This is a genomic window from Sphingomonas sp. NFR15, assembly GCF_900103265.1.
Taxonomy (GTDB): domain Bacteria; phylum Pseudomonadota; class Alphaproteobacteria; order Sphingomonadales; family Sphingomonadaceae; genus Sphingomonas; species Sphingomonas pollutisoli.
Map to the genome: position 1 here is coordinate 462,572 of NZ_FMWX01000001.1, position 12,873 is coordinate 475,444.

The window sequence follows — 12,873 nt, forward strand, 5'->3', positions numbered from 1 at the left end:
TCCATCGGCCCACCCCGCCCCTTTTCACGAGGGGCGGAACGGGCCGGCGGGATCGAAAAACGTGCAGCCCGCGTCGGTTCGACGGCAGGCTCACGACAATTCCACATCATTTACATTGGCGCACACGCCGAACCGCATCTGCGGTCCTTGGGCGAGCCTGCGCCCAACGCATCCCGCGCGCCGCCAGATAGCGGCGCGCGCGCATCACCCCCAAGCTTCCTTCATCTTCTGAAAGAAGCCCGCGCTCTGCGGCGTTTCCGAACCGGTTTCGGTGGCGCGCAGCTCTTCGAGCAATTCACGCTGGCGGGCGGTGAGCTTGGTCGGCGTCTCGACCTCGATCCGCACGACGAGATCGCCGCGCCCGCGCCCTTGCAGCACCGGCATGCCGGCGCCGCGCTGACGGAGTTCGCGGCCATGCTGGGTGCCGGCCGGGATCTTGATATGATGCTGCTGCCCATCCGGCCCCGGAATCGTGATCTCGCCACCCAGCGCCGCCGTGGTGAAGCTGACCGGCGCGCGCGCGAGCAACGTCGTGCCCTCGCGCTCGAACAGGGGATGTCGGGCGACGTGGAGGAAAATGTAGAGATCCCCCGCCGGGGCGCCACGTAGCCCCGCCTCGCCTTCACCGGTCAGGCGGATGCGCGTGCCCTCGTCCACGCCAGGCGGCACGTTGACGGTGAGCGTCTTGGTACGCTCGACCCGGCCCTCGCCGTGGCAGGTGCCGCATGGATCGGCGATGACGCGCCCCGCGCCGTGGCACGACGGACAGGTCCGCTCGACCACGAAGAAGCCCTGTTGCGCGCGCACCTTGCCGTGGCCGGCGCAGGTGGTGCAGGTCTTGGCGCTGGTGCCGCGCTTGGCACCACTGCCCTCGCAGGTTTCGCACACCGCCGACACATCGACCGTTACGTCGGTCGAGCGGCCGGTGAACGCCTCCTCCAGCGTGATCTCCATGTCGTAGCGCAAATCCGCGCCGCGTCGCGGCCCGCTGCGGCCACCACCGGCGCGTTCGCCGCCCATGAATTCGCCGAAGATGTTCTCGAAGATATCGCTGAACGCGCCGAAATCCTGCGCGCCGCCGTGCCCGCCGCCCGGCCCGCCATTGCGGAACGCGGCATGGCCTAACCGATCATAGGCCGCGCGCTTCTGTGGATCCTTGAGGCATTCATAGGCCTCGCCGATCGCCTTGAAGCGGCCCTCGGAATCCTTGCACCCGGCGTTGCGATCCGGGTGATATTTCATCGCGAGCTTGCGATACGACGCCTTGATGGTGGCATCGTCCGCCGTGCGTTCGCATTCAAGCAGTTCGTAAAAATCGACTTCGGTGGTCATACATGGCCCCCGCCCCCCGGCCGCCCCCGCACGATGCGGGGACAGCCGGGCAAGCGCAACAGATTACGCCTTGGTGTCGTCGACTTCGGAGAATTCCGCGTCGACCACGTCCTCGTGCGGAGCCTCGGCGCCGGCCGAAGGCGACGCCTCGGACTGCGCCTGCTTCTCGTAGATCGCCTGGCCGAGCTTCATCGCGACTTGCGCGAGCGCGGCGGCCTTCTCCTTCATCGCCTCGGCATCGCCGCTGTCGATCGCCGTCTTGGTCGCGGTGATCGCGTCCTCGATCTCGCCCTTCAGCGACGCGTCGACCTTGTCGCCATTCTCGGCGAGCTGGCGCTCGGTCGTGTGGACGAGGCTTTCGGCGTTGTTCTTCGCCTCGGCCGATTCACGCCGCTTCTTGTCCTCTTCGGCGAACTGCTCGGCATCGCGGACCATCTGCTCGATGTCGCGCTCCGACAGACCGCCCGAGGCCTGGATACGGATCTGCTGTTCCTTGCCAGTGCCCTTGTCCTTGGCGGACACGTTGACCAGGCCGTTGGCGTCGATGTCGAACGTCACCTCGATCTGCGGCACGCCGCGCGGCGCCGGCGGAATGCCGACCAGATCGAACTGGCCGAGCAGCTTGTTGTCCGCCGCCATTTCGCGCTCGCCCTGGAAAACGCGGATCGTCACGGCGTTCTGGTTGTCGTCGGCCGTCGAATAGGTCTGCGACTTCTTGGTCGGAATCGTCGTGTTGCGGTCGATCATGCGGGTGAACACGCCACCCAGCGTCTCGATGCCGAGCGACAGCGGCGTCACGTCGAGCAGCAGCACGTCCTTGACGTCGCCCTGCAGCACGCCCGCCTGGATGGCCGCGCCCATCGCGACGACCTCATCGGGGTTGACGCCCGAATGCGGCTCCTTGCCGAAGAAGTCCTTCACGACCTGACGGACCTTGGGCATGCGCGTCATGCCGCCGACGAGGACGACTTCGCTGATGTCCGACGCCTTGACGCCGGCATCGGCGAGCGCCTTCTTGCACGGCTCGAGCGTGCGCTGGATCAGATCTTCGACCAGACGCTCCAGATCGGCGCGCGAGATCGACTTGACGAGATGCTTCGGGCCGGTCGCGTCCGCCGTGATGAACGGCAGGTTGACTTCGGTGGTCGCCGCCGACGACAGCTCGATCTTCGCCTTTTCGGCCGCTTCCTTCAGACGCTGGAGCGCCAGCTTGTCCTTGGTGAGATCGATGCCTTCGGCCTTCTGGAAGTCGCTCGCCAGGAAGTTGAGCAGCTTGTTGTCGAAGTCCTCGCCGCCGAGGAAGGTGTCGCCGTTGGTCGCCTTCACCTCGAACACGCCGTCGCCGATCTCGAGGATCGAGATGTCGAACGTGCCGCCGCCAAGGTCATAGACCGCGATGGTCTTGTTGGTGTCCTTGTCGAGGCCGTAAGCGAGCGCCGCCGCGGTCGGTTCGTTGATGATGCGCAGCACTTCGAGGCCCGCGATCTGGCCGGCGTCCTTGGTCGCCTGGCGCTGCGCGTCGTTGAAATAGGCCGGCACGGTGATGACCGCCTGCGTCACCGTCTCGCCGAGATAGGCCTCGGCGGTCTCCTTCATCTTCTGGAGCGTGAAGGCGCTGATCTGCGAGGGCGAATATTCCTTGCCGCCGGCGCCGACCCACGCGTCGCCGTTGTTGCCGCGCACGATCTTGTAAGGAACCAGCTCGGTGTCCTTCTTGGTGATCGGATCGTCGAAGCGGCGGCCGATCAGGCGCTTCACCGCGAAGATGGTGTTTTCCGGGTTGGTGACGGCCTGGCGCTTGGCCGGCTGGCCGACCAGCCGCTCGCCATCCTTGGCGAAGGCGACGATCGACGGCGTGGTGCGCGCGCCCTCCACGTTTTCGATGACCTTGGGCTTGCCGCCCTCCATCACCGAGACACAGCTATTGGTCGTGCCCAGATCGATACCGATTACTTTTGCCATTGGTCCTCTACGGCCCCCGTCTTGTTCAAGTTTGCAACACTGGCGGCGCCCCCGAATGGGCGACACCGCGCTTTACTCGCCGGATATAGGGGGGCTTTCGCTTGTCGCAAGATTTCCACGCGCCTAGGAAGTGACGATCCTATCCCGAAGCGGGAGTTCGTGTGCGCATCCTCGGCCTTTTGATTGCGATCCTGCTGGGTCTGGGTGGCTGTAGCCAACCCGCACAATTCTATATCGACCACGGCTACGTTCGCCTGGCGGCGACGCCGGGGCGGCCTGCGGCGGCGTATTTCACGCTGCACGGCGGCCCTGCCGACATGACGTTGATCTCGGTCCATACCGAATTCGCGATCAAGTCCGAGATCCACCAGTCGACGATGGCGGGCGGCATGTCCGCGATGAAGCCGCTCGACCGGGTCGCGCTGCCAGCGGGCGGTACGGTGGCGTTCAAGCCCGGCGGGATGCACGTGATGCTGTTCGACATGAATCCCGCGATCAAGCCCGGCAAGACGATGACGATCGACTTCACCTTCTCGGACGGCTCGCGATACGAATATGATGCGATGGTGATCGCCGCCGGCGACCCCGCGCCGAAGTTTTGAGCCAGGCGGCGCGGCCGCTGACCGACGGCGAGATCGCGCTCGCGCGCGGCGTGTTCGGCGACGCGATCGATTACGCGCCGGTGCGGATCGTGCTCGGCAAATGGGCCTTCTTCCAGCCGCGCGACACCGTGATGGCGCCTCGCGGGCACATCCACTTCCATCCCAAGGGTACCGCCTATCGCGACGATTTCTCGCGCGCGCCGCTTGGTGCGCAGGCGCTGTTCATTCATGAGATGGTCCATGTCTGGCAGCACCAATGCGGGCTGTTCCTGCCGATCCGGCGGCATCCGTTCTCGCGCTACCATTATGCGATCCGACCGGGCCTGCCGTTCGCGCGCTACGGCATCGAGCAGCAGGCCGAAATCGTGCGGCATGCCTTCGTGCTGCGCCATGGCGGCCGCGTGATCGGTGCGGCCGCGCTGGACGTTTACGAAGGGATGCTGCCGTTCGCGCCGAGCGCGCGGGTTTAAGCCCAGCCCCCTTCCCTGCGCCCGCGTTAGCCGCTGCGGCTAAGGCGGTCAGGGGGTAGGGCCAAAGCGAAAACCATCATGCCGCGCCAGCCGGTTCATTTCGGGGCACGGTAGATTGAACTTCTGGCATCCTGCGGTGTTTGATCTGGCACGCCACATCCGAAACGAATAGAACGAAGGAACCGAGCGATGTTTAAGAAGCTGGCAATGGCGACGTTGATCGCAACCGTCGCAGTCCCCACCACCGCCTTCGCCGGCGGCCAGGATTACGACCGCGGCAGCCAGTGGCATCGCGACCAGGCCGAGCGCGATGCGTATTACAACAATCGGACGTCGTACGGCGACCGTGGCTATCGCAACGATCGCCGGTATCGCAACGACCGCCGCTACTACCAGGATTGCAAGCGCAGCAGCGGCACGACCGGGACGATCGCCGGCGGTGCGGGCGGCGCGGTGCTCGGGAACGTGCTCGGCGGCGGCACGCTCGGCACGATCGCCGGCGGCGTCGGCGGCGCGCTGCTCGGCCGCACGCTCGACAAGAACCACGACCGCGCGCAGAACCGCCGCAACGGCTGCTGACCTTTGCGGGGGCGCGGAACGCGCCCCCCGCTACCGTTCGCTTATTCGACGGTCACTCGACCGTGACCGACTTCGCCAGATTGCGCGGCTGATCGACGTCGGTGCCCTTAGCGACCGCGACATGGTATGCGAGCAACTGCACCGGCACCGCATAGACCAGCGGCGCGATCAGCGGATGCACCTTGGGCATCGTGATCGTCGCGATGCAGCCCTCGCCCGCCGCCTGCACCCCATCATAGTCCGAGATCAGCACGACCTTGCCGCCGCGCGCCTGCACTTCCTGCATGTTGCTGACGGTCTTGTCGAACAACGGCCCTGACGGCGCGATCACGATCACCGGCACCGCATCGTCGATCAGCGCGATCGGTCCGTGCTTCATCTCGCCGGCGGCATAGCCCTCGGCGTGGATGTAGCTGATCTCCTTGAGCTTGAGCGCACCTTCCAGCGCGAGCGGATAATCGGTGCCGCGCCCCAGATACAGCACGTCGCGCGCGCCGGCGATGAAGTGCGCCATGTCCGCGATCGTCTCGTCATAGGCGAGCGCGCCGTTGAGCGCGGCCGGCGCCTCCGACAGATGCTTGACGATCGCTTTCTCTTCGGCAGCGTTGAGCTTGCCCTTGGCGCGCGCGAGATTGGCGGCGAGCGCCGCCAGCACGGCGAGCTGGCAGGTGAACGCCTTGGTCGAGGCGACGCCGATCTCGGGGCCAGCGTGGGTGGGCAACAACAGGTCGGCCTCGCGCGCCATGCTGCTGGTGGGCACGTTGACGACGGCGGCGATCGTCTGCCCCTCGGCCTTGGCGTGGCGCAGCGCGGCGAGCGTGTCGGCGGTCTCGCCCGACTGGCTGATGACGATCATCAGGCCGCCCTCCTCCATCACCGGCTGACGGTACCGGAACTCGCTGGCGACATCGAGATCGACCGGAACGCGCGCGAACTGTTCGAACCAGTATTTCGCGACCATCCCGGCATAATAGCTCGTTCCACACGCGACGATGGTGACGCGCTTCACCGTGCTGAGATCGAATTCAGGAATCGGCAGCGTGACCCGGTCCTCCATACGCTGGAGGTACGACCGCAGCGTTTGCGCGACGACGATCGGCTGCTCGTAAATCTCCTTGAGCATGTAGTGGCGGTGATTGCCCTTGGAGATCAGCTCGCCGGTCACGCCCGAGATGGTGACCGCGCGTTCGACCGGCGTGTTGTCACGATCGAAGATCTGCGCGCCGTCCGTGTCGATGACGACCCAATCGCCCTCGTCGAGATAGGCGATCCGCTGCGTGAGCGGAGCGAGCGCGAGCGCGTCCGAGCCGAGATAGGTCTCGCCCTCGCCATAGCCCACCACCAGCGGCGAGCCGAGCCGCGCGCCGATCAGCAACTCGGGATGCTGGCGGAACAGGATCGCGAGCGCGAACGCGCCGTGCAGCCGCGGCAGCACCTCGCGCACCGCATCGGCGGGGGCGAGCCCGGCTTCGACCTTCTCGCTGATGAGATGCGCGACGACCTCGGTATCGGTCTCGCTGGTGAACACCCGCCCGCGCGCGATCAGCTCGTCGCGCAGCGGCTTGAAGTTCTCGATGATGCCGTTGTGGACCAGCGCGACCTCCTCGGTCGCGTGCGGGTGCGCGTTGTTGGTGGTCGGCCCGCCGTGAGTCGCCCAGCGCGTGTGCGCGATGCCGGTGGTGCCGGGCAGCGGATGTTCGACGAGTTCGGTCGCGAGATGGACAAGCTTGCCCGACGCCCGCCGCCGCTCGATCCGGCCTTCGAAATCGGTGGCGATGCCCGCCGAGTCATACCCGCGATATTCGAGCCGCTTGAGCCCATCGAGCAAGCGATCCGCGACCGGCTCCTGGCCGACAATTCCGACGATTCCACACATGCGCGCGTTCCTTACTGCTCGATCCTGTACGGCACCCGAATGCCGGGCATCGTCGCGGGAAAATCCTTGGTATTGCGGGTAACCAGCACACGACCCGCCGCTTGCGCCGACGCGAGAATTACCGAGTCGGCCAATTTCAGTCGCGTGCGTTCCCGGCGAAGCTGTGCCGCGCGCCCGGCGATATCAACGTCAAGTTCGTCAATTGTGAAGCCGTTCAAAAATCGTATGACGATGGGCATGCTATCGCCCTGCACCTTGGAGAGAACCTCGATCCAGGTGACGCGGCTTATACACGGCACATCCGCACGCCGGATTTCCTCACGCGCCGCTTCATGACCGTTCAGCGCATCGATCAGGATATTGCTGTCGAAAGATACCGCGTTCACGTCTTCTTCTGACGTTGCAAGTTCAGGTAGAATTCTCGTTCAAGATCGTCCTGCTCATCAAACAGGTCCGGGAATTCGGCCTTCACGTCCTCGTAATCATCGTCCCAGGGCCTGGTCCAACTGGCACGCTCGCGCCGTTGCCATTCGACAGCATCGCCAATATCGGTGCGATCCTTCCAAATGCCGAACGCCGCGTCCAGCCAGTCCTTCTTCTGTTTTGACTGCACTTCCGCACGGTAGCTGGACACCGCTTCGCGGACGAGTGCCGCACGGGATTTGCCGAGTTCCGCAGCCTGGGAATCGAGCCACTTCATGTCATCTTCAGGTATATCTACCAGCGCACGCATAGCGGCACGATATCACACCGTGATATCATTTCCCAGCATCCTTCTTCGCCTTCGCCGCCGCGCGGAACCTCGGCGCCCAGTCCTCACGCGTCTCCTGCCGGCCGCGCGCCACCGCCAGCGCGTCGGCGGGCACGTCGGCGGTGATGACCGATCCCGCCGCGATCAGCGCGCCGTCGCCGATCGCCACCGGCGCGACCAGCGCGGAGTTCGAGCCGATGAACGCGCCCGCGCCGATCCTCGTGAGCGACTTGTTGTAGCCGTCGTAATTACAGGTGATCGTGCCCGCGCCGATGTTCGCGCCCGCGCCGATTTCGGCATCGCCGAGGTAGGTGAGGTGGTTGGCCTTGGCGCCCTTGCCGAGCACCGCCTTCTTCATCTCGACGAAATTGCCGACATGCGCATCCTCGCCCACGACCGCGCCGGGGCGGAGCCGCGCATAGGGCCCGATGATCGCGCCGCTTGCGACGCTCGCGCCCTCGATATGGCTGAACGCGCGCAGCGTCGCCCTGTCGGCGATCGTCACACCGGGGCCGAATACCACATTGGGTTCGATCACGACGTCGCGGCCGATCACCGTGTCGTGCGCGAACCACACCGTCTCGGGCGCGATCAGCGTCGCGCCGTCAGCCATCGCGGCGGCGCGGCGCGCCTGCTGCCACGCCCCCTCGACCGCCGCCAGTTCGGCGCGGCTGTTGACGCCGGCGACCTCGGCGGCGTCGGTCTCGATCACCACGGAGGTTCGCCCCTCGGCGATCGCGAGCATGACAATATCGGGGAGGTAATATTCCCCCGCCGCATTGTCATTGCCGACCCTGGCGAGCAATGGAAACAGATCGGCCGAGCGCACCGCCATCAGCCCGGAATTGCACAGCGTCTCCGCGCGCTCCTCGGGCAAGGCATCCTTATACTCGACCATCTTGATTATGCGCCCATCGACATCGGCGATGATGCGGCCGTAGGCTGCTGGATCGACGGGGCGGAAGCCGAGCACCACGCACGCCGGCGCATCGGCACCAGCCAGCCGGTCGAGCATCCGCCGCATCGTCGCCGCGCGCACCAGCGGCACGTCGCCGTACAGGATCAGCACCGCGCCATCGAACCCCGCCAGCGCCGCCTCGGCCTGTGCGACGGCATGGCCGGTGCCGAGCTGCTCCGCCTGAAGCGCGGTCGTCGCGCCGAGCGGCGCGACCGCCGCCTCGACCTGGTCGCGGCCGGCCCCCGTGACCACCACCACCCGCTCGGGCGCGAGCGACTCGACGCTCGCGAGCAGATGCAGCAGCATCGGCCGTCCGGCGACCGGGTGGAGCACCTTGTGGAGATCGGATTTCATCCGCGTGCCTTTGCCGGCGGCAAGGATGATCGCGGCCAAAGCGGGTGCAGAAGCAGGGGATTTCGCGTCCATGTTCGCCGCCCTGCCACGAGAGGGTTGCCAATTCCATAGCGGCAGTGTCAGGCGCCGCCATCATGACGGATTTTTCCTTCGACATCGTCGGATTCGATCTCGACGGCACCTTGGTCGACAGCAGCGGCGATCTCGCCGCAGCGGTCAATGTGATGCTCGCGCACGATGGCCGGCCGACGCTCGCCGTGCCGCAGGTGGTGGCGATGACCGGCGGCGGTGTCGCGCGGCTGGTGCGGCTCGCGCTGGAGGCGACCGGCGGCGCCGCGCCGGACGAGGCCGCGCGGCTCCAAGCCGTGATGCTCGCATCTTATGAAGCGAATATCGCGGTGCTGACCCGGCCCTATCCCGGCGCGGTCGCCGCGATCGAGACGTTGCGCGCGCGCGGTGTTCAGGTGGCGATCGTCACCAACAAGCTCGCCGCGATGTCCGAAAAACTGCTCGCGGAGCTTGGTCTGCGCGGCCTGTTCGATATTGTGATCGGCGGCGATACGATGGGGCCGGGCAAGCAGAAGCCCGATCCGGCGCCGATCCACGAAATGGTCCGCCGCGCGGGCGGCGGGCGCACCGCGTTCGTCGGCGATACGATGTTCGATGTGACCGCCGCGCGGCACGCCAGCGTGCCGGTGGTGGTGGTGAACTTCGGCCGCGAACCGGTCGATGGCTTCGGCGCCGACGCGGTGATCGACCATTTCGACGCGCTGATCCCGACGCTGGAGACCCTTCACGCATGACCAAGGCGACCCTGACGTTCCGGCTGCTGCTGTGGGCGGCGATCCTGTTCGCGGTGACGATGGCGGTGCTGCCGCATCCGCCGCACATGCCGATCGACCGCTTCGGCGACAAGTTCGAGCATATGACCGCATTCGCGGTGATCTCGGCGCTGGCGGCGCGCGCCTATCCGCGCTTCCCGCTGGTGCGGATCGGCGAGCGGCTGTCGTTCCTCGGCGCGCTGATCGAGGTGGTGCAGTCGATCCCCGAACTCCACCGCGATTGCGACATCCGCGACTGGGTCGCGGATACGCTGGCGATCACGGTGGTGCTGCTGGTGGCGGGGATGTTCCGGGGCCGGCGAAAGCTGCGGTAAGCGACACGCGCACCCGTTCATGCTGAGCGTGTCGAAGGACGCGCCTAAAGCGGAGCGCTGCTTGGCACGTGCTTCGACACGCTCAGCACGAACGGCGGTTTGTCCTGCTAAGCGGCGCCCTGCTTCCGCCACTTGATCCACAAATGCCGCGCCAGCATCGCGGGCGGCATGCGCAGCCAGTGCGAGCGGATGTAGAACCCGAGCCGCGTTACCGGTCGCGTCGCACGGCCCCAGCCGTCTCTGGCCGTCACGCGGTGTAGGCACAGGCGGTCGCCCGGCGAAAGCGTCGCGCCATCGCCGTAGAGCGCAGCCGCCAGCCGTAGCGCGCGACCGACCGCATCGCCCAAGCCGTGATGCTCGGCGCGCTCGATGAGTCCGACGACGCCGAACTCCTCGACCAGGCAATGCACGTCCCACAGGTTGCGCAACCCGCCGGCGAGTTCGCCGTCCGCGAACAGGTGCGCCGCGGCGTGGACGATCACGTCGGTGCGCGAGAGCATCGCCAGCCCCCCCTTTTCCCCGGCGCGCAGCGGCACCGCCTCCGCCAACAGCCCGGCCGCATCCGGCGTGATCCGCGCGGTGAGCGGCAGGATCGTATGGTGAACATCGATCATCCGGTCGCGCTCGCGGTGGACCAGCGGCGGCAGTTCGTGCATCCAGCGGCGGTAATAGGCGTCGTCATACGCGTCGGGCTTGACCCATTCCCAACCGTTCGTGAGCAACGCGCGCTCGACCGCCTGAAGGCTGGCGCGCGGCACCAGGATGTCGAGATCACCGATCGAACGCCCCTGCCCCGCCATCAGCCCGGCCGCGACGAACGCCGTGCCCTTGAGCAGCACCACCGGTATCCCGAGCGACGCCAGCGCACGCCGCGCGGCTTCCGCCTCCCACAGCGCCAGCGTGCGGCCATGTTCGGCGGAGGCGCGGGCATCGGCCAGTATGCGCGCCACCGCCGGCGGCATCGGGGTTCCCTCCAATCGCCAGGCGAGCGTGCCGATCATCTGCTCGGCGCGCGCGATCGCGATCAACGCGGTCCAGCCGGCCGCATCGAGCGCGGCCGCGTCGCCAGGCGCGCGCAGGATACGCGCGAGCAGCCAGCCGTTCACAGTGCGTCCCACAATGCCGCGACCTGCGCGAGCGCGCGGTCTGTGTCCGGATAATCGATCGCCCGCGCGGGGACGGACCGCACCAGTCCGGTCAACGCGGTGAACCCGCGTTCGCCCATCGCGACGTAGTTGGTGGATGCCTGGGTGAGCCGCATCAAAACCTCGCCAGGCGCGACCGCACGAATGTCCGGCGCGAAGCCGAAGCGCGGGAACAGCAGCAGCGCGGGCCTCCCCGGCATGTCCATCGTGGCGACCGCGGCCGCATCGGGCACGAGATGACGGATCGCGCCCTTGGGCGTCCCCTCCAGCAACGGACCGAAGCGCGCGCCCGGCGCCGCCGCCTCCACCGCCGCGATCGCCTCGTTCTTGAGGCTGACGAGGCGCGGAAACGCGTGTGCAAGGCCGGTCGCCGGATCGATCAGTGCGAACTCGTCGCCCATCAAACGCCAGCCGGCGCGGGACAGCAGGGCGGCGAGCGTCGATTTGCCCGACCCGGACTCACCGGTCATCAGCAGCACACGCCCGTCGCGCTCGACCGCCGACGCATGGAGCAGCAGATACCGGCGCTGGCCGAGCGCCATCTGCAGGTTCATCGCCATTTCGGCGGCGAGCAGACCCTGCGCGAGCGGCAGCGGCGCCGCATCGGGGATCATGAAATCGCCGCCGATCATCACCGCCGGGCGGATCACCCGCCGCCACGGACGGTGCGCGAACAAGCGGACGGTGAAGTCCGGCACGCCATTCTCGGGCCGCGGATAGTCTGCGTACAGCGTCGCGAGCTGCCGGATCGGGGTGCGCCAGTGCGATCCTACGCGAAACCCGACCGGCCCGACGCGGACCGAAAAGACGTGCCTCATGCGATCCGTGCCAGACCCGCCGCGACCAGTTCGTCCAGCCGGGCGCGAAGCGCCGCCCCGTCGGCATCGAGCAGATCGTAGCGCTCCACGAGCCGCGCGGTCAGCGCGGGCAGCGTCATCCCGTCGGGGCCAAGCGCGGCGAGTATCTCCGGCACGGGGGACGCGACGAGATGGGTGATACCCGACGCGCGGTGGTAGATCGCGGTGAAGGCGTCGAGCGGAACGATCCGCAGCGTATCCGCCGGCGCGGCGCTGTACACCGGATCGGGCACGGCCTCAGCCGCGCGGCATCTGCAAGGATGCGAAGCAGGTGAAACCGCTCGCGCCCGAATGGAGATTGCGGACGTACTTCATGTAAGCTTGGCTGCGCTCATATTCGACGCCGGGCAATTGGCCGCCGGCGAGCGCGTGCTTGACATCCTCGCCCTTGAGCGGCTGGCGCGGCGGCGCGAAGGCACCCGCCGTTCCGCTCGGCACGACCGTCCCGTCGGGCGCGATCCAGCCGCCGGTACGCGCCGCGTCAGGCACCGGAATCTGGCAATGCACGATCGACACCGCCGTAGCGGCGAGCGCGGGGCGGATCGACACGATCGCGCTCGCGCCGACCGCGCCGAGCATCAGCGTGCGCCGGCTGGTGACGACCCCGTCGCGTTCGGGGCCGTCGCGTTCGGGGATGTCGTTCCGCTGCTCGCCGTTTTCGCTCATCGACCGTCCTTTATGGCCACAGCCCTTTCACAATCATAAATGGCTGGCAAGCAAGGCTATCGCGCTCGACGATGTTTCGGATAGGGACACCAGCGACACATCTGCTCCGTTCGACTTCGCTCGGCACGAACGGTTCATGCTGGCCGAGAAGAGGACGTGAGAACC

At 67.0% G+C, this 12,873-nt stretch carries 15 protein-coding genes; 5 read left to right on the forward strand and 10 right to left on the reverse strand.

From position 1 onward, the window contains the following. Nucleotides 1-204: 204 nt before the first annotated feature. Together dnaJ and dnaK are read right to left on the reverse strand one after the other, a co-directional pair. Nucleotides 205-1,332: a molecular chaperone DnaJ gene (gene dnaJ / locus BLS81_RS02095; RefSeq protein ID WP_093220096.1), complete on the reverse strand. Its 1,128-nt coding sequence runs from the start codon at nucleotides 1,330-1,332 to the stop codon at nucleotides 205-207. Between the two features lie 63 nt (nucleotides 1,333-1,395). Next, on the reverse strand, nucleotides 1,396-3,294 hold the full coding sequence (gene dnaK / locus BLS81_RS02100; protein WP_093220099.1) for a molecular chaperone DnaK: 1,899 nt from the start codon (nucleotides 3,292-3,294) through the stop codon (nucleotides 1,396-1,398). A gap of 161 nt (nucleotides 3,295-3,455) precedes the next feature. On the opposite strand from dnaK, the gene BLS81_RS02105 reads away from it, so the two are divergent. From BLS81_RS02105 to BLS81_RS02115, 3 genes are all read left to right on the forward strand, one after another. Beyond that, complete coding sequence (locus tag BLS81_RS02105) at nucleotides 3,456-3,896, forward strand: copper chaperone PCu(A)C (RefSeq protein WP_256326029.1); 441 nt, start codon at nucleotides 3,456-3,458, stop codon at nucleotides 3,894-3,896. Beyond that, nucleotides 3,893-4,366 (forward strand): vgr related protein, encoded by a 474-nt coding sequence (locus BLS81_RS02110; RefSeq protein ID WP_093220102.1) that lies wholly within the window; start codon nucleotides 3,893-3,895, stop codon nucleotides 4,364-4,366. The genes BLS81_RS02105 and BLS81_RS02110 overlap by 4 nt, the downstream gene beginning before the upstream one ends. 189 nt (nucleotides 4,367-4,555) lie before the next feature. Beyond that, complete coding sequence (locus BLS81_RS02115; protein ID WP_093220104.1) at nucleotides 4,556-4,945, forward strand: glycine zipper 2TM domain-containing protein; 390 nt, start codon at nucleotides 4,556-4,558, stop codon at nucleotides 4,943-4,945. A gap of 52 nt (nucleotides 4,946-4,997) precedes the next feature. On the opposite strand, the gene glmS is transcribed toward BLS81_RS02115, so the two are convergent. From glmS to glmU, 4 genes are read right to left on the reverse strand one after another with little or no spacing between them, the layout of a single operon-like run. Further along, nucleotides 4,998-6,821: a glutamine--fructose-6-phosphate transaminase (isomerizing) gene (gene glmS / locus BLS81_RS02120; RefSeq protein WP_093220107.1), complete on the reverse strand. Its 1,824-nt coding sequence runs from the start codon at nucleotides 6,819-6,821 to the stop codon at nucleotides 4,998-5,000. Between the two features lie 11 nt (nucleotides 6,822-6,832). Next, the gene (locus BLS81_RS02125) at nucleotides 6,833-7,207 is read right to left on the reverse strand and encodes a type II toxin-antitoxin system VapC family toxin (protein WP_093220110.1); all 375 of its coding nucleotides are present in this window, start codon (nucleotides 7,205-7,207) and stop codon (nucleotides 6,833-6,835) included. Further along, nucleotides 7,204-7,554: a ribbon-helix-helix protein, CopG family gene (locus BLS81_RS02130; protein WP_093220112.1), complete on the reverse strand. Its 351-nt coding sequence runs from the start codon at nucleotides 7,552-7,554 to the stop codon at nucleotides 7,204-7,206. Before BLS81_RS02130 ends, BLS81_RS02125 begins: the two co-directional genes overlap by 4 nt. Nucleotides 7,555-7,579: 25 nt before the next feature. After that, nucleotides 7,580-8,956 (reverse strand): bifunctional UDP-N-acetylglucosamine diphosphorylase/glucosamine-1-phosphate N-acetyltransferase GlmU, encoded by a 1,377-nt coding sequence (gene glmU / locus BLS81_RS02135; protein WP_093220114.1) that lies wholly within the window; start codon nucleotides 8,954-8,956, stop codon nucleotides 7,580-7,582. A 62-nt stretch (nucleotides 8,957-9,018) separates the two neighbouring features. On the opposite strand from glmU, the gene BLS81_RS02140 reads away from it, so the two are divergent. Then, entirely contained in the window at nucleotides 9,019-9,687 is a 669-nt protein-coding gene (locus tag BLS81_RS02140) for an HAD-IA family hydrolase (RefSeq protein WP_093220116.1), read from the forward strand. Next, the gene (locus BLS81_RS02145; protein WP_093220119.1) at nucleotides 9,684-10,040 is read left to right on the forward strand and encodes a VanZ family protein; all 357 of its coding nucleotides are present in this window, start codon (nucleotides 9,684-9,686) and stop codon (nucleotides 10,038-10,040) included. Before BLS81_RS02140 ends, BLS81_RS02145 begins: the two co-directional genes overlap by 4 nt. A gap of 107 nt (nucleotides 10,041-10,147) precedes the next feature. On the opposite strand, the gene BLS81_RS02150 is transcribed toward BLS81_RS02145, so the two are convergent. Genes BLS81_RS02150 through BLS81_RS02165 form a run of 4 tightly spaced genes read right to left on the reverse strand, consistent with a single transcriptional unit; the run spans nucleotide 10,148 to nucleotide 12,708 of the window. Next, complete coding sequence (locus tag BLS81_RS02150; protein ID WP_176786980.1) at nucleotides 10,148-11,146, reverse strand: nucleotidyltransferase domain-containing protein; 999 nt, start codon at nucleotides 11,144-11,146, stop codon at nucleotides 10,148-10,150. Next, entirely contained in the window at nucleotides 11,143-12,003 is an 861-nt protein-coding gene (locus tag BLS81_RS02155; protein WP_093220124.1) for an HprK-related kinase A, read from the reverse strand. Before BLS81_RS02155 ends, BLS81_RS02150 begins: the two co-directional genes overlap by 4 nt. Continuing rightward, entirely contained in the window at nucleotides 12,000-12,275 is a 276-nt protein-coding gene (locus tag BLS81_RS02160) for an HPr-rel-A system PqqD family peptide chaperone (RefSeq protein ID WP_093220127.1), read from the reverse strand. The genes BLS81_RS02155 and BLS81_RS02160 overlap by 4 nt, the downstream gene beginning before the upstream one ends. 4 nt (nucleotides 12,276-12,279) lie before the next feature. Then, nucleotides 12,280-12,708: a hypothetical protein gene (locus BLS81_RS02165; protein ID WP_176786981.1), complete on the reverse strand. Its 429-nt coding sequence runs from the start codon at nucleotides 12,706-12,708 to the stop codon at nucleotides 12,280-12,282. Between the last annotated feature and the right edge of the window lie 165 nt (nucleotides 12,709-12,873).

Excerpts from the sequence above, each read along its gene's own strand:
- BLS81_RS02130 (WP_093220112.1), bottom strand. The coding sequence starts at position 7,554 with ATGCGTGCGCTGGTAGATATACCTGAAGATGACATGAAGTGGCTCGAT.
- glmS (WP_093220107.1), bottom strand. The coding sequence starts at position 6,821 with ATGTGTGGAATCGTCGGAATTGTCGGCCAGGAGCCGGTCGCGGATCGC.
- BLS81_RS02155 (WP_093220124.1), bottom strand. The coding sequence starts at position 12,003 with ATGAGGCACGTCTTTTCGGTCCGCGTCGGGCCGGTCGGGTTTCGCGTA.
- glmU (WP_093220114.1), bottom strand. The coding sequence starts at position 8,956 with ATGGACGCGAAATCCCCTGCTTCTGCACCCGCTTTGGCCGCGATCATC.
- dnaJ (WP_093220096.1), bottom strand. The coding sequence starts at position 1,332 with ATGACCACCGAAGTCGATTTTTACGAACTGCTTGAATGCGAACGCACG.
- BLS81_RS02115 (WP_093220104.1), top strand. The coding sequence starts at position 4,556 with ATGTTTAAGAAGCTGGCAATGGCGACGTTGATCGCAACCGTCGCAGTC.
- dnaK (WP_093220099.1), bottom strand. The coding sequence starts at position 3,294 with ATGGCAAAAGTAATCGGTATCGATCTGGGCACGACCAATAGCTGTGTC.
- BLS81_RS02145 (WP_093220119.1), top strand. The coding sequence starts at position 9,684 with ATGACCAAGGCGACCCTGACGTTCCGGCTGCTGCTGTGGGCGGCGATC.
- BLS81_RS02140 (WP_093220116.1), top strand. The coding sequence starts at position 9,019 with ATGACGGATTTTTCCTTCGACATCGTCGGATTCGATCTCGACGGCACC.
- BLS81_RS02165 (WP_176786981.1), bottom strand. The coding sequence starts at position 12,708 with ATGAGCGAAAACGGCGAGCAGCGGAACGACATCCCCGAACGCGACGGC.